Here is a 15082-nt window from a genome sequence, read left to right as displayed (position 1 = left end):
CATTCCGGGCGGCGGTGTCAGATCTGCCAGGACCGCAGTCGGTCCGCCGCCGCGTAGACGTCCGCCGTACCGGACATCAGATCGCGGGCCAGGTCGACGATCGCACCGTAGGGCGGGTCGATGCCGGCTCCGCTGACGAACATGTACGCCACGGCCGTCGCGCAGGCGAAGCGCGCGTTGGCCGACGGCAGCGGCCGGAGCAGGGCGAGGGTGTGCAGCAGGGCGGCGGCCCGCCAGGCCGGGTCCGAGTCCACGCCGAGGCGGGGCGGGTCGACGCGGTGCCGGGCGACGGCCGCGACCAGCGCCGAGAAGTCGTTGATGGTGGGCTGGTCCGGGAGGACCTCCTCGTGCCGCTGGAGCAGCCAGGGCACGTCGATGTGCAGGACGGGTCCCATCGGTCAGGCGGCCCGCCCCTCACCCTCGGCGCGCGGTTCGTCGTCCGGGAAGGCGGCGGCGAATTCGTCGGCGTGGGAGGCGAAGAACCGACGGAACGCCTCCGCACCCTCCTGCAGCGCCCGGTGGCGCGCTATGTCGGCCGCGGCCGCCTCGCGCACGAGCGCCTTCATCGACGTACCGCGCTCCTTGGCGATCTGCCGCAGGTCCTCGAGTTCACGGTCACTGAACTCCACATTGAGAGCAGGCATGCCCTCACGGTACCGCTCAGGTACTCAATCGTAAATACCAGCAGTTCAGAGCGGCTGTGAACCGGTACCGGCCGGACAGGCGGGAGCGGGCCGGAGGTGCCGCCCCGCGGAACGGGACGGCATCTTCGGCGCCGGCGCGGACACCGAGAGGAGCCGGCTCCCGACGACCGCTTCGGGTGCCGCACCCGCCGCACCCGCCCCGGTCCCGCGGTCCCGGGCCGACCGGGGTACCGGGCCACGTCCGGCTTTGACGCACTAGGCTGAAACTCTGGCGATCCACCAGTTCACAGTGAGTGTGCGCGATGGAGTGGCGACGATGAGGCCGGACGACCCGTTCGACGATCCGGTGACGGCCCGCGCCGTCATCGCCGCCGACGGCACCCTCGTCCGGTGGAACGAAGGTGCCCGGCTGCTGCTGGGCCACAGCGCCGAGGAGGTGGTCGGCCGCCCCGCGGCCGACCTGCTCGCCGTCGGCGCGGACCCGCCCCCACCGCCGTCGGGCACAGTCTGGAACGGCACGCTCGCGCTTCGGCACCAAGACGGTGGCACCGTCACCGTGTGGGTGCTCGCCCACCGCGTCCGGCGGGAGGACGGCGGCACCGGCGACTGGCTGGCCGTCACACCGCTGGGGTCCGGGGAAACCGATCCGGCCGAGGACCCGCTGCTCCGGGCGGCCATGTTCCAGTCCCCGTGCGCCACCGCGGTCTTCGACCAGGACCTGCGTCTGCGCGGTGTCAACGACGCGATGGCGGCCCTCCTCGGGCTGCCGGCCCGCCAGCTGCGCGGGCTCAGGCCCACCGAGCTGGGCGGCCAGCCCCGGCACTTCGAGCTGGAGCGGCACATGAGCCAGGTGCTGCGGAGCGGCCGGGGCCACGACATGCAGATCCGCACACGTGCCGCCGGGGCGGGTCGTGCACAGGCCTGGCTGGCCCGGATCGCGCCCCTCACCGACGACGGCGGCCGGGTGGCCGGCGTATGCGTGACGGCCCACGACTTCACCGAGCACTACAGCGCGCGGGCACGGCTGCAGCTCGTCAACGAGGCCAGCGTGCGCATCGGCACCACCCTCGACGTCACCCGGACGGCGCAGGAGCTGACAGAGGTCTGTGTGCCCGCGCTCGCCGATTTCGTCAGCGTCGACCTGCTCGAGCAGAACGACCTGGGTGCCGAAGCCACCGATCCGCCGACCCTGCCGGTCGCGCTGCGCCGGGTGGCCCACCGGTCCCACAAACCGGGCGGTTTCGAGTCGATCGCCGAGACGGACGAGGTGATCGTCTACCCGGCCGCCGCACCCCAGGCCGATTCGCTGATCGCCGGGCACAGCGTCGTCGCCTCGGTGCCCTCGGGCGATCTCAGTCCGTGGCTCGCGGCCGACGAGACCCGCGCCCAGGAGATCCGGGAACTCGGCGTCCACTCGATACTGTCCGTCCCCCTCCAGGCCCGCGGTATCACTCTCGGCGTCGCGGTGTTCACCCGGTTCCGGCACCCCGAGCCCTTCACCCACGACGACGTGCTGCTGGCCGAGGAGGTCACGGCACGGGCCGCCGTCTGCATCGACAACGCCCGCCGCTACTCCCGTGAACGCGAGACCACCCTCACGCTCCGGCGCAGCCTGCTCCCCCGCGGCCTGCCCCGGACGGCCGCGGTGGACTCCGCCTCCCGGTATCTGCCGGCCGCACGCTCCGGCGTGGGCGGCGACTGGTTCGACGTGATCCCGCTGTCCGGGATGCGGGTGGCCATCGTGGTGGGGGACGTCGCCGGCCACGGCATCCAGGCCTCCGCGACGATGAGCCGGCTGCGTACGGCCGTCCGTACCCTCGCCGACATCGATCTGGCCCCCGACGAACTCCTCACCCACGTCGACGACCTGGTCCTGCACCTCGCCCACGAGTCGGCCGGCGACGGTGTCGGCGGCCGTGGCGAGTCGGCCGACACCGGTCGCGGCGAGGTCGGCGCGACCTGCCTGTACGCGGTGTACGACCCGGTGTCCCGGCGCTGCACCCTGGCACGGGCGGGGCATCCGCCGCCCGTCCTGGTTCCGCCGGACGGGCCGGCCCGCGTGCTCGACCTGCCGTCCGGACCGCCGCTGGGCCTGGGCGGTCTGCCCTTCGAGTCCGTGGAGCTGGAGTTGTCCGAGGGCTCCGTGCTGGCGTTCTACACCGACGGGCTGACCGAAGGCCCGGCGGGCGACACGGAAACCGGCCGCCTGACGCTCACCGACGCCCTGTCGAACGCGGCCTCGGGATCGCTCGACGGGGCCTGCGACCGTGTCCTGAACGCCCTGCTCGGCCCGGGCAGCAGGACGGAGGACGCGGCCCTGCTGCTGACCCGTACCCGCGGGCTGCCGTCCTCCCGGGTCGCCACCTGGGACATCCCGGCCGACCCGGCGCTGGTCGCACCGATCCGCAAACAGGTCCTGGACCAGCTGGGCATCTGGTCCCTGACCGAGGCGTCGTTCACCGCCGAGCTGGTGGTGAGCGAGCTGGTCACCAACGCGATCCGCTACGGCGCCCTGCCCATCCGGCTCCGGCTCATCTGCGACGCGACGACGCTGATCTGCGAGGTGTCCGACGCCAGCCACACCGCCCCGCACCTGCGGCGCGCCAAGACCTGGGACGAGGGCGGACGGGGGCTGCTCCTGGTCGCCCAGCTCACCCAGCGGTGGGGCAGCAGGCACACCGCCGAGGGCAAGACCATCTGGGCCGAACTGGGACTGCTGGAGCAGGAGGAACTGTGAGCGCTTTCCGAACCATCAGGGGCGGGGCCTTCGTGCGCCGGGCGGCTGTACTCGCGAGTGCGCTGGCGGTACTCGGCGCGGTGGCGTCCTGCGGCACCGAAACCGGCACCGCTGCCTCCGGCGTCACCACGGCCTCGGACGCCGGTGCCGCCTTTGCCGTCACCGCCTCCGGGAGGACGGCCGACCGCGCCACGGCCCGCTGCCACACCTCCGAGTTGCGCGCCCGGGTCGGCGGCGTGGACCCGGGCGCGGGTCAGCGCAACTTCCCCGTCGTACTGACCAACGTCTCCTCCCGCGCCTGCACCCTGTACGGCTATCCCGGCGCCGCCTTCGTGGACGCGTCCGGCAAGCAACTCGGCCCCGACCCGAAGCGCTCCCCCGGTGACGCCGTGCGCGTCGCGCTGGAGCCCGGCGAGAGCGCGTGGGCGGGGCTGCGGTACTCCGCGCCCGGCGTCAGCGGGGCGCACACGGCCACCCCCACGGCGCTGCTGGTGACCCCGCCGGACGAGCGGGACCCCCTGAAGGTGCCGTGGACGGCCGGTGCCGTGCCCGTCGCCGGTGACTCCTCCGCGGTGTTCGTCACGGTACTGAGCGAGGGCACCGGCCCCTGACGCGGGTGAGGCGTCCGCCCGGCGGCGGACGCCTCACCGTCGCGGCTCGTCGGCGCCCCAGTTGACGACCTTCTCCTGCGGGGCGGGCTCCGAGGCGTGGATCGCCCAGCGCTGGGTGTCCGAATCGTCGCGGGTCTTCAGGACGAGGGCGCCCGAGCCGTCGGTCGCCGCGGGTGCCAGCCCCAGGTCCCGGCCGGAGCGGGGCACCAGGCTGCCTTGAACGGTGAAGTCGTAGCGCGCGCTGTCGGCGTTCGCCCGCGCCGGGCCCGTGCACCGGGCCAGCCGCACCGAGTAACCGAGGCGGGAGTCGAGGCACAGGTCCGGTTCCGCGGCGTTGCGCAGCAGCCCGTCCGTCTCGTACGTCCACTGCTGGACCTCGCCCGCCGAGCAGGCGGTGAGCTCGGTCTCGGCTCCCGCGACGGCACGGTCGCCGACCACGCCGACACACAGGCCGGAGGCGGTGTTGTGCAGCCGGCCGCGCAGGGCACCCTTCACCACCTCGCCGGAGCCGGACCGCGAGGGGTCGCCGGGCGACGGGGTGCCCTCCTCGGCACCGGGGGTTTCGGAGGGGCGGCCGTCGCCCCGCGCGGAGGCGTCGGAGCCGCCCGAGGTCCACAGCACCAGTGGAAGGACGATCAGCCCGCTGACCGTGAGGATGCCCGCGGCGAGGTTACGACGGCGCGCGGCCCGGCGGGCGGCCTTCCGGGCGACGCGGGAACCGGCGCGGAGCACGGCACCGCGAGAACCGGTGCGGGGTGTCGCACGTCGCCCGGGGCGGGAAGCGGGACGAGGGGCCGGGTGCGCGGCGGGAGGTGGGGCCGGGTGCGCGGCGGGAGGTGGGGCGGTGTTCGGGACCGGGGGCACGGTGGGTGCGGTGCGGGGTTCCTCGGTGGGAAGGGGCGGGATCGACTCCGAGTCGGTGAAGGACTCGTTCGTCGCGCCCAAGGGCCCGTCCGCGGGGCCGGGGAAGGCCGTGCCGACGACACCCTCGGGCGACGGCCGCTCCTCGGCCGCCGAGCCGTCCGTGGACCCGTCCGCCGGCTCGTCGGTGGCGACAGCCGCCCGTGCCCGGCTCTCCACGTACTCCTGTGCGCTCCAGCCGAGGACCGCCTCCGCCAGGGCCGTGCCGAGTCCGGTGGTGAAGCAGGCGAGTTGGTCCGCGGCGTGCCGGCAGTGGACGCAGCTGTCCAGGTGGGTGCGCAGGTCCGGGTCGAGTTCGGTTCCCACTCGCCGGTAGGTCACCTCGAGCAGGCGGAGATAGCGTCGGCACTCCTGGTCGGGGGCCAGTTCACCGTGGAGTTGGAGGACTTCGTCGCGCAACCGGTCCTGGGCACGGCGCAGTTCGAAGCGGGCACCCTCCTCGTCCAGCGCGAGCAGCCCGGCAGGGACGTGGAGCGGTTCGGACTCGACCTCCACGTGCCACAGCAGACAGCGCGCCGACTGCGGCAGTCGCTGGAACGCCCCTGACAGCAGGCGCCGTTCGGGCAGCGGCAGCAGCCGGGCGGCCGGCTGTCGGTCGTCACCGGACTCGGCGGTGAGGTCGGGACGGAGCATGTCGCGCCGGTGGTCTCCGATCCACTCGGCGGCGATCCTGCGGACCATGACGAGGAGTTGGGGTCGCCACGCGGAACCCGGCCCGTTGTGCTTCAGGGTCTCGCCGAAGAGCCGGGTGAACGCGGCGGTGGTGAGCATCCCGGCGGACCGCGGGCCGTCGGTGCACAGTCGGGCGTAGCCGAAGACCGACTCCCAGTGCCGGTCGAGCAGTTCACCTGCGGGGTGCAGCGCCGGTGTGGCACCCGTCCACTTCCGCAGCTCGGCGGCCAGCTGCTCGTCCGTCACCTCGGACGAATGGGCCGGAACCCGAAAATGCGACAGACCGGTGTCCTTCACGGATGCAGTCCTCTCGAGGATGCGCGGAATAAAGTCCGTACCAGCGGGCCCGCAGCCTCACCGACGATACGACGGGAGCCCGTCCGTACGGGATTCGACATCTCGAACACCCGCCCGGAACAGCTCTCTTGGAGCCGATTGGCCTGCGGGGAGCGGCCACGCGCACGCCAGGACAAAAGATATTGTCCGCACGCCGGTACGGCCCACTTTTGCACAGGTCAACGAGCAGGAACAAGTGACTCCGCGGTTTCGCGCATTTCTCCCACGGCCAGCGCGTTTTGACAAAGTGTCAACGGGATTCGAGGCACTTGATTTCACGTGCCCGATCATCCGGTTCGATGTCCGGTGTCCCGAAAGGGGCACGGCCGGCCGGTCCGCGTCTGGACCGCGGCGGCGCGGACGAGGACGCGGGGGAAGGGTTTCCCGGGCTGTCCGATCACCCGAAACCCTGGTCACCCGTCCGGTCCGCCGGCACCGTACGGCCTTCGGGCCGCTCCCCGCCCGGGGCTCCGGGATCTTCTTCGCGCCACTGTGCATGACGGCCCGGTCGACGGGCACCCGTAGGCCGCACCCCGCCGCGTTCCCCCGTCGCGGCGGGGCTCTCCACCCTGCCTCTCGCGCCTCCCGCGTTCCCGAGGCACCCGGTCGGGTGCGGTGGGGCCGTGCCCACGGCCCAAAACGGGGAACGTGGTCACAGGGACTCTTGAACGCTGGAACCGACCTGGGAGATCCACGTGGCGAAGAAGACCAAGAAGAAGAAGCTGCCCCTGGCGTACAAGCCCATCGGGTTCGCGCTGGGCTGGACGAGCGGCACCCTGGCGGGGCTCGCCTTCCAGAAGACATGGAAGGTGATCCGGCACGAGGACGACGCGCCCGACGCGCTGGACCGGGACCGCCGCTGGGGCGAGATCCTGCTGGCCGCCGCGATCCAGGGCGCCATCTTCGCGGCGGTACGCAGTGCCGTGGACCGCGCGGGCGCCAAGGCCATCGAACGCTCGACGGGCTACTGGCCGGTCCCGGACAAGGGCGGACGTGACTGACCGAGGCCGCACCCTGCCTCCGCTCCCCCGCTCCGGCCCCGGCGCCCGGTGCGCCCGGGACCGGGGCCGCGGAGGTCTTGGCGGGGGAGGCGCCCGTCAGCCCTGTTTCGGTCCCACCGGCACCCCGCGGCGCAGGGTGAAGGAGTGCCCGGCCGGGTCGGCGTAGCCGCGTTCCTCCCGGGGTCCGGTGACGTCCTTCGTCTCCACCGCACGGCCGCCGAGACCCACGATCAGGCGTTCCGTGGCATCCAGGTCCTCGACCACGAACTCCAGGTGTGCCTGGAGCGAGTTCTCGGGGCGCGGCCAGCTCGGGGCGGTGGTGTTGACGTCGCGGCGCAGCGCCAGCCGGAAGCCGTCGGCGGCCCGGATCTCCACCCGGTTGGCGTTGGCGTCGGCCACCTCGGCCTCCAGCAGTTCCCGGTAGAACTCGGCGAGTTTCTCGGGCTCGGCGCAGTCGAGCACCACCACTCCGGCATGTACCAGTGCCATGTCTTCCTCCGCGGGGTCCGGGTCCGTCCGGGCTCGGGGCGGCACCCCGGCCGGTACCTGGCACCTGTCCCCGCTCGGCGGTTTCAATCCGCGCACCAAGTCCAGTGGCTTCAGGAGCGTTTGGGACGGTAAGCACCTCAAGTGACCTGTGAAGTAACAGACATCACGAGGGGCGCCTGGTGTAGATCATTTGGGATCTGGGCAGCTACGTACCGCTTCCCGGTTCAACTTTCGCTCCGTGAAGCCGAGTTCAAGTGTGCGGGCGGTCGCGATGACGGCCCGTCCGCAGGGCTGGGGGACTCTGCGTACCGTCTCCCGAAAGGAAGCACATGTCTCAGGACGTCCGGTTCGATCTCCCCTTCAACACCCCTGTCAGCGAGCATCTGGAGTACGCCCGCGCGCGCCATCTGCGCTGGGTGTGGGAGATGGGCCTGGTACGCAGCCGGGACGGATTCGACGAGTACCGCTCCTGGGACCTGCCGCAGGCCGCCGCCCGTACCTATCCGTACGCCTCGGCCGAGGACATGGTCGTTCTGATGAACTGGTTCTCCCTGGCCTTCCTCTTCGACGACCAGTTCGACTCCGGCCGGCCGGACCGCGCGGACCTGATAGCGGACGTGGCGCGGGAGCTGATCGTCACCCCGCTGCGGCCGGCGGGAAGCACTCCTCGGGTGCTCTGCCCGATCACGGTGGCCTGGGCGCAGGTCTGGGAACGCCTCTCGGATGGCATGTCCCTGACCTGGCAGACCCGGTTCGCGGCGTCCTGGGGGCGGTTCCTGGTGGCCCACTGCGAGGAGGTCGACCTGGCGGCCCGCGGGCTGGCCGGGACGCTCGGCCTCGACGAGTACACCGTGTTCCGGCGCCGTACCGTCGGCATCCACCACAGCATCGACGTCGGTGAGCGCAGCCGCGGCTTCGAGGTGCCGGCACGGGCGATGGCGCATCCGCTGATGGAGCGGATGCGCGATCTGGCCGCGGACACCATCGGGTTCATGAACGACATCCACTCCTTCGAGCGGGAGCGGCGCCGCGGCGACGGCCACAACCTGATCGCCGTACTGCACCGGGAGCGCGGCTGCTCCTGGGAGGAGGCCGCCGCCGAGGCGTACCGCATGACGACCGCCTGCCTGGACGAGTACCTCGTCCTCGAGTCGCGGGTGCCCGGCATGTGCGACGAACTGGGGCTCGACACGGAGGAACGCGACCGGGTGGACAAGGGTGTACAGGCCATTCAGCACTGGATCGAGGGCAACTACGAGTGGGCCCTGACCAGCGGCCGCTACGCGGCGGCGAAGGAGGGAGCGGTGGCCACGGCCGAACAGGCGGGCCGCGGCTCGGTCGACGACCTGCTGACCGTGTGAGCCGGCGGTGCTGCGCGGCCCCGTGGCGGGGCCGCGCAGCACCGCCGGTCACGGTGGCCGGCCCGGTCGGCGGTCACGGCGTCGGCGGCGTCGGCGGCGGCGTCGTCAAACACTGAACTCGACGGGCAGGCGGTCCAGCCGGGTCTCCCAGGTGGAGGCGGTCGAGGACAGTTCCCCCGGCGGCACCGCCAGGCGCAGGTCCCGCAACCGGTGCAGCAGGACGTCCACGGCGATCTCGATGACGGCCAGGCCGATGTTCTGGCCCGGGCACTCGTGCGGCCCGCCGCTGAACGCCAGGTGCGACTGGTTGCCCTGCACGGACACCCCGATGTCCGGGCGGATCTCGGGGTCCTGGTTGCCCGCCGCGAGGCCCAGCACCAGCAGGTCGCCCTCGCGGACGCGGTGCCCTCCGAGTTCCAGGTCGCTGGTGGCGAACCGGCCCGGCAGAACCGCCAGTGGCGGGCTGTTCCACATGACCTCCTCGACGACCGCGGAGACGTTCAGCCGGCCGCTGATCAGCCCGGAGAGCCGTGCGGTGTCCGTGAGGACCAGTTGGAGCACCCTGGCCAGCAGGTTGCTGGTGGTGGTGTGGCCGGCGATCAGCACCAGCCGCAGATGGCTGACCACCTCGTCCTCGTCGAGCCCGGCGTGGTGGGCCAGCAGGGCGGTGGTGAGGTCGCTGCCGGGTTCGGACCGCTTGCGCAAGACGAGCGCCCCGAGGATCTCCTGGATGCGGCTGTCGTGCGTGACGGCCTCCTCGCCGCCCTTGAGGACCTGGGCGCAGGACTCGACCAGGTCGCGCCCCTCCGCCTCGGGCAGCCCCAGGACGCGGGTGAGTACCAGCATCGGCAGGTAGTCGGCGTAGTCGCCCACCAGGTCGGCGCTGCCCGAATCCGCGAAGGCGTCGATCTCCTTGTTCGCGAAGTGCGTGGCGTGCCGTCGGACACCGCGGCCGGCCGCGGCCTGGAGTCCGTCGGTGACGGCTCCGCGCAGCCTGCGGTGCGGCTCGCCGTCCTGGGAGACGCAGTCGGGACGCCAGCCGAGCATCGGGACCAGCGGTGAGGTGTCCGCGACGCGCCCGTCGCGCTGGTCCCGCCAGATCCGGGCGTCCCGGGTGAACTGGCGGGGGTTGTCGAGCACCCGGCGGTTGTCCCGGTAGCCGAGCACCAGCCAGGCCGGCACGTCGCCCTCCAGGAGCACCGGCGCGACCGACCCGTGTTCCTTGCGCAGCCGCTCGTGGATGCCGCCCGGGTCACCGGCCACGTCCTGCCCGTACAGCCGGACGAGGTCCGCGCCGTGGTGGGCGACGGGGCAGCCGCGGGCCGCGCCGGGGGCGTTCTCGGTCGGGTCGCTCATCGGGACTCCACGGCCACGGCCGAGCGTTCTCGCAGGTGATGGATGAGGGTGACGAGCACATCGCGGCTGGCGGCCCGGTCCCGTGCGTCGAAGGCCACGACCGGGATGTGTTCGGGGATGTCCAGGGCGTCGCGGATCTCGTCCACCGGATAGTGCTTGGAGTCGGGGAAGACGTTGAGGGCGATGACGAAGGGCACCTTCTGCCGTTCCATCTCCTCGATCGCCCGGAAGCTGGAGGCCAGCCGCCGGGTGTCCACCAGGACGACGGCGCCGAGCGCGCCCTTGAACAGCCCGTTCCACAGGAACCAGAACCGCTCCTGACCGGGCGTGCCGAACAGGTACAGGACCAGGCTGTCGTTGATGCCGATCTTGCCGAAGTCCAGGCTGACGGTGGTCTCCGCCTTGTCGGCGACACCGATGAGGTGGTCGACGGCGGCGCTGGCCTGGGTGAGGGTCTCCTCGGTGGTGAGCGGCTTGATGTCGCTGACCGACCGGACCATCGTGGTCTTTCCGGTGCCGAAGCCGCCGGCGATCATCACCTTCACCGAGCGGGTGTCCCCGGCCGTATGCCGACCGGCTTGCTCAAAGCCTTTCAAGTCCACTGAGTACCTCCTCAAGGAGCGCGAGGTCGGGCCCGCGGTCGGCGTCGTGTGCCGGCATGGGGTCACGGGCTTCGACGTGGCCTTCGTCCAGCAGGTCCGACAGCAGCACGGCGAGAATGTTGAACGGCAGTCCGAGGTGGGCGCCGAGTTCGGCGACCGAGAGCGGATCGCGGCAGTGCCGGACGATCTCCTCGTGCTCGTGCTGCATCCCCGGGACGGGGGCCGAGCGGGAGACGACGAGGGTCGCCACGTCAAGACTCGACGCCGAACCGCCCGGCCCGCTGCGTCCTCCGGTGAGGACGTAGTAACGCTCGAGACCGGACGGATCCGACGGCCGGCGGGGAGCACTCATCCAGAGTGCTCCTCCAGGCGCGGAGTGGTGCCGAGGAGCTCTCCCATTCTGCGGGCGAGGTCCCTCATCTGGTGTCCGAGCAGGCCCTGGTCGAGGCCCTCTCGGGCGAGGACGCCGAGGTAGGTCTCCACACCGGCGCGGACCACGAAGAGGTGGCCGCCGTCGACCTCGATCATCGCCAGCCGCAGTTGCCCCGCGTAGGAGGGGAACTGTTCGGCGACCGGCTGGGCCAGCGCCTGCAGACCGGCCACCACGGCCGCGAAGCGGTCCACGTCGTCGGGGTCGTCCGCCCCGAAGGAGGTGATGGCCTTGCCGTCGCTGGAGGCCACGAGGGCGAAGCGGATCTCCTGGATGCTCTCGACGAGATCGCGGAGCGCCCAGCTCACGTCGTTTCCCTGTTGTGTCATGGGGTGTGGTCGCTCTCCTCTGTGCGGTGCTCGGTGGACTCGCGTCCTGCGGGGGTGTCACCGGTGGTGGCCGCTTCGGGCGCCGCGCCGGTGTCGCGTTCTTGGGAGTCGTGCGCCCCCGCGTCGTGTGCCGCGCTGTCGCGTCCGGCGCTGTCGCGCCCGGCGGTGGCGAAGGCGGCGAGACCGGCGAAGGACGCGTCCGGCGGTACGGGGGTGACGGTGCTCGGCCCGCCGCGCTCGGGCCGGCCCGTCGGCTGCGGCTCCGCCTCGGTCCGCCTGGCACTGCGGCGGCGGGGCAGTCCGCCGGGCGTGGTGGCCGGCTCTCCGTCGGACTCCGGGGACACGGCGGAGTCGGTCGGCCAGCGGTCGGCCTCCCCCTCGTCGGTGACCGCGGTCCACGGCAGGACGGACGGGACGGCGGGGGTCTTCGGTGCGGGAGCGGTCGGCGCCGCGGCGGCCGTGGGCAGCGGACTGAAGTACTTGTGCGGTACGACGACCACCACCGAGGTGCCGAGCCACGGCGAGTCCGCGAAGGTGACGCGGATGCCGTAGCGGCGGGCGAGGACGCCGACGACCCTGAGACCGATGTTCGCGTCCTCGGTGATGCCGCCGATCCCCGCACCGGGCGCGGTGCCCGCGAGGGCGTGTTCGGCCTCGCGCTTCTTCTCCTCGCTCAGGCCCTTGCCGGAGTCCTGGATCTCGATGCCGACGCCGTTCGGGACCTCCTTGCCGGAGACGACCACGGGCTCGGTGGGCGGCGAGTAGCGCGCCGCGTTGTCCAGCAGATGCGCGAAGATCAGCGTGAGGTGGTCCACCAGGCCGCCGTCGACGCCGAGTTCGGGCAGCCGGCGCAGCTGGACACGGTGGAAGTCCTTGATCCGGCCGATGCCGCCGCGCATCACGCTCAGCAGCCGTTGCGGCTCCTGCCACTGCCTGCCCGGCCGGTCCGAACCGCCGAGCACGCCGACGCTGGCGGCGAGACAGTCGGCGGGACCGATCTCCTGGTCGAGTTCCATCAGGCCTCGGGCGACGACCGGGAGGCGGCCGTGCTCACCCTGCAGCTCGTGCAGTCGGCCCCGGAGTTTGCTGGTCAGTACGTGGATGCGGTTGCCGATGCTGATGACGGCCTGTTCGGCGGAGGTGGAGCGGTCGAACTCCTCCTCGAGCGCCATCAGGGCGATCCGCAGGGTCTTGCGCAGCTCGGTCTGGAGTTCGACATCGGCCTCGGCGCTCCGGTCGACGCTCGGCAGCACGTCGTCGATGGCGTCACCGGCGCGCAGCCGCTCGATCGCCTCCGGCAACTGCTCGTCGGCGAGCCGGGTCACCGCGGCCAGTTGGTGCGCCGAGTGCTCCCGCAGGGCCTCACGCTGCTCGGCGATCCGCGCCTCGTGACCGGCGGCCTGTTCGGCCAGCCGGGCGTCGTGGCGCTCGGCCTGCTCGGCGAACTTCGCCTCGAAGGACTCTGCCTGGTCGGCGAGTTGCTCCTCGTGTGCCGTGTTCCGGTCGGCGAGGAGCCGTTCGTGTGCGGCGTTCTGCTCGGCGAACCGCGCCTCGTGGTCGGCCTGTGCGGCACGGAGGGTGCGCTCCGTCCGGGCCAGTCGGGTCCGGGTGCGGAGCAACAGCCGTACGCATATCGCACCGGCCGCCGTGGCGGCGGCGCCGGCGACGGCCGTCGTTATTCGCTCCGAGCTCATGAACGTGGCGGCAACCGTCCCGCCGCCCAGGCCCAGCGGCATCAACCACCAGCTGTACCAGGCGACAGGGGGCCGCGCCGCCGGTGGCGGAGTGGCGAGTTCCATCTGCATCCTTCGAAGCAACACGATCGAACAGGGGGGTGTGCAAGGGATCGCACTCAGGGGTACGGACCGCGAACGGGCGCGGCGCGATCGCTTCAACTCGCAGCGCTGCCAAGGAGCTTATCGGTTCCCACCACAAAAGGATCAAGTTCGGGGGTGACGGAAGTGAGGGTTCCGTCACGCCCCGGAGGAGAGGTGAGGGCGAACAAGTGTCCTTACATGCTTGGGAGTTGGTTCTGACGACAGTCGCCGCCCCGAAGAACTTGGCCGCAATTCGAAGACATATGACATTCAAACATGCCCGCATCCGCCCACCCAAGGGTAACTTGCAAGGCAGGGAACGGCGTTGGGCCGATCCCACCGCGCATGGAGCAGGCTGGAGGCGATGGCGTGGTGCGGCACCAACCTGCACCGCCTACCCGGTACCTCCGCGTCCACCAGGACCGGGGACACACCGTGCTGGAGTTCCGCGGCGAGATCGACATAGCCGCGGAGGCGGAGGTCGTCCCGCACCTCGATGCGGCGACCTCGGCCCCCGAGTGCCGCATCGTGCTCGATCTGACCCGGATCGATTTCCTGGACGCCTCGGGTCTGCGCCTGCTGTACCGCGCCCGGCAGCGGGTGCTGGACCAGCACGGCCGGCTGCACCTGGTGTGCACCCACGCGCTGACCCTGCGCCTGTTGCGGATCACCGGCCTGGCCGGGCTGCTGCCCCCTCGGCCCACCCTGGACGCGGCCCTGGAACACCCCGGGGCCGCACCCGGCCCGATGTGAGCGTCCGGGCCGCTACGCGGTCGGCGGGGCGTCGAACAGGGCGCTGACCGACTCGCCGTTGTGAATGCGGCGCACCGCCTCGGCGAGCGCCGGGGCGATGGACAGGATCCGCAGCTTGTCCGTGTGCTCGTCGGCGGGCACCGGAACGGTGTTGGTGCACACGATCTCCAGCACGTCGGGCTGCTCGCTCAGGCGTTTGAGCGCGCCGGCTGCGAACAGGCCGTGCGTGCAGGCCACGCGAATGGAGCGCGGGCCCAGTTCCCTCAGCCTGTCGAGCAGTTCGAGCACCGTGCTGCCCTTGGCGATCTCGTCGTCCAGGACGATGACGTCCCGCCCGGCCACCTCACCGATGACGGAACTGATCCGCACCCGGTCGTCGGCGAACCGCTGCTTCGCCCCGGCCGCCACCTGCGCCCCGATCAGCCGGGCGAACGCCGCCGCCTCCTTGGCGTTGCCCAGGTCGGGCGAGACGACGGTGGTCCGGCTCAGGTCGTACTGGCTGAAGTGCGCGGCCAGTTCACGCAGTGCGTGCAGGTGGTCCACCGGCACCGAGAAGAAGCCGTGCACCTGCGGTGCGTGCAGGGTCATCGCCAGGACGCGGCTCGCGCCTGCCGCCACCAGGAGATCCGCGACCAGGCGTCCGCCCATGGAGATGCGCGGGGCGTCCTTCTTGTCGGAGCGGGCGTAGGAGTAGTGAGGCATCACGACGGTGATCCGGGAGGCGGACGCCCCGCGGGCCGCGTCACACATCAGGAGGAGCTCCACGAGGTGTTCCTGGACCGGTTTGACCAGGGGCTGGATCAGGAACACGTCCCGCTCGCGGCAGTTGGCCAGCAGCTGCACCTCCAGGCAGTCGTTGGCGAACCGGCTGGCCCGGACCGGACTGATCGGCACGCCGAGATGCGCGCAGACCTCCGCCGCCAGTTCCGGATGGGCACTGCCGCTGAACACGGCGATGTCTCGCACGGTCGGCTCCTCTGATGACCTGTCGGCCGGGAGCCTCATGCTACTGGCCACGAACCC

At 71.9% G+C, this 15082-nt stretch carries 15 protein-coding genes; 5 read left to right on the top strand and 10 right to left on the bottom strand.

Features of this window, described 5'->3' with window-relative positions; translation table 11 throughout:
* Window positions 1–17 precede the first annotated feature (17 nt).
* The gene (locus ACVW19_RS32720; protein ID WP_457464080.1) at window positions 18–395 is read right to left on the bottom strand and encodes a toxin Doc; all 378 of its coding nucleotides are present in this window, start codon (window positions 393–395) and stop codon (window positions 18–20) included.
* 3 nt (window positions 396–398) lie between these two features.
* On the bottom strand, window positions 399–644 hold the full coding sequence (locus ACVW19_RS32715) for a hypothetical protein (protein WP_457464078.1): 246 nt from the start codon (window positions 642–644) through the stop codon (window positions 399–401).
* Window positions 645–960: 316 nt separating this feature from the next.
* Between ACVW19_RS32715 and ACVW19_RS32710 the strand changes: the two genes are divergently transcribed.
* Both ACVW19_RS32710 and ACVW19_RS32705 read left to right on the top strand, forming a co-directional pair.
* Window positions 961–3381 (top strand): SpoIIE family protein phosphatase, encoded by a 2421-nt coding sequence (locus ACVW19_RS32710; RefSeq protein ID WP_457464077.1) that lies wholly within the window; start codon window positions 961–963, stop codon window positions 3379–3381.
* On the top strand, window positions 3378–3992 hold the full coding sequence (locus ACVW19_RS32705) for a DUF4232 domain-containing protein (RefSeq protein ID WP_457464075.1): 615 nt from the start codon (window positions 3378–3380) through the stop codon (window positions 3990–3992). The genes ACVW19_RS32710 and ACVW19_RS32705 overlap by 4 nt, the downstream gene beginning before the upstream one ends.
* A 33-nt stretch (window positions 3993–4025) precedes the next feature.
* Here ACVW19_RS32705 and ACVW19_RS32700 read toward each other — a convergent pair whose 3' ends face one another.
* Window positions 4026–5882, bottom strand: coding sequence for a ricin-type beta-trefoil lectin domain protein (locus tag ACVW19_RS32700; RefSeq protein WP_457464074.1), 1857 nt, complete (start codon window positions 5880–5882; stop codon window positions 4026–4028).
* A 734-nt stretch (window positions 5883–6616) separates the two neighbouring features.
* Between ACVW19_RS32700 and ACVW19_RS32695 the strand changes: the two genes are divergently transcribed.
* Complete coding sequence (locus ACVW19_RS32695; RefSeq protein ID WP_384211010.1) at window positions 6617–6922, top strand: DUF4235 domain-containing protein; 306 nt, start codon at window positions 6617–6619, stop codon at window positions 6920–6922.
* Between the two features lie 96 nt (window positions 6923–7018).
* Here the strand turns inward: ACVW19_RS32695 and ACVW19_RS32690 are convergent, their stop codons facing one another.
* The gene (locus ACVW19_RS32690; RefSeq protein ID WP_457464072.1) at window positions 7019–7411 is read right to left on the bottom strand and encodes a VOC family protein; all 393 of its coding nucleotides are present in this window, start codon (window positions 7409–7411) and stop codon (window positions 7019–7021) included.
* 329 nt (window positions 7412–7740) lie between these two features.
* On the opposite strand from ACVW19_RS32690, the gene ACVW19_RS32685 reads away from it, so the two are divergent.
* Entirely contained in the window at window positions 7741–8772 is a 1032-nt protein-coding gene (locus ACVW19_RS32685) for a 7-epi-alpha-eudesmol synthase (protein ID WP_457464071.1), read from the top strand.
* A 105-nt stretch (window positions 8773–8877) separates the two neighbouring features.
* Here ACVW19_RS32685 and ACVW19_RS32680 read toward each other — a convergent pair whose 3' ends face one another.
* Genes ACVW19_RS32680 through ACVW19_RS32660 form a run of 5 tightly spaced genes read right to left on the bottom strand, consistent with a single transcriptional unit; the run spans window position 8878 to window position 13288 of the window.
* The gene (locus ACVW19_RS32680) at window positions 8878–10128 is read right to left on the bottom strand and encodes a cytochrome P450 (protein WP_457464069.1); all 1251 of its coding nucleotides are present in this window, start codon (window positions 10126–10128) and stop codon (window positions 8878–8880) included.
* Window positions 10125–10730, bottom strand: a complete 606-nt coding sequence (locus ACVW19_RS32675) for a GTP-binding protein (RefSeq protein WP_457464067.1) — start codon at window positions 10728–10730, stop codon at window positions 10125–10127. The genes ACVW19_RS32680 and ACVW19_RS32675 overlap by 4 nt, the downstream gene beginning before the upstream one ends.
* Window positions 10711–11082 carry a DUF742 domain-containing protein gene (locus ACVW19_RS32670; protein ID WP_457464065.1) on the bottom strand — a complete coding sequence of 124 codons (372 nt, stop codon included), beginning with the start codon at window positions 11080–11082 and terminating at the stop codon, window positions 10711–10713. The genes ACVW19_RS32675 and ACVW19_RS32670 overlap by 20 nt, the downstream gene beginning before the upstream one ends.
* A complete protein-coding gene (locus tag ACVW19_RS32665) occupies window positions 11079–11489 on the bottom strand; it encodes a roadblock/LC7 domain-containing protein (protein WP_109378666.1) in 411 nt (136 codons plus the stop codon). The genes ACVW19_RS32670 and ACVW19_RS32665 overlap by 4 nt, the downstream gene beginning before the upstream one ends.
* Window positions 11486–13288 carry an ATP-binding protein gene (locus tag ACVW19_RS32660; RefSeq protein WP_457464063.1) on the bottom strand — a complete coding sequence of 601 codons (1803 nt, stop codon included), beginning with the start codon at window positions 13286–13288 and terminating at the stop codon, window positions 11486–11488. Before ACVW19_RS32660 ends, ACVW19_RS32665 begins: the two co-directional genes overlap by 4 nt.
* A gap of 363 nt (window positions 13289–13651) precedes the next feature.
* Between ACVW19_RS32660 and ACVW19_RS32655 the strand changes: the two genes are divergently transcribed.
* Window positions 13652–14059 carry an anti-sigma factor antagonist gene (locus ACVW19_RS32655; RefSeq protein WP_457464062.1) on the top strand — a complete coding sequence of 136 codons (408 nt, stop codon included), beginning with the start codon at window positions 13652–13654 and terminating at the stop codon, window positions 14057–14059.
* A 12-nt stretch (window positions 14060–14071) separates the two neighbouring features.
* On the opposite strand, the gene ACVW19_RS32650 is transcribed toward ACVW19_RS32655, so the two are convergent.
* Window positions 14072–15025 carry a ribose-phosphate diphosphokinase gene (locus tag ACVW19_RS32650; RefSeq protein WP_457464060.1) on the bottom strand — a complete coding sequence of 318 codons (954 nt, stop codon included), beginning with the start codon at window positions 15023–15025 and terminating at the stop codon, window positions 14072–14074.
* Window positions 15026–15082: the final 57 nt, after the last annotated feature.

It is taken from the genome of Streptomyces sp. TE5632, from assembly GCF_054061295.1.
The sequence above is the reverse complement of the archived record's forward strand: the minus strand, read 5'-3'. Positions and strand labels throughout refer to the sequence as shown.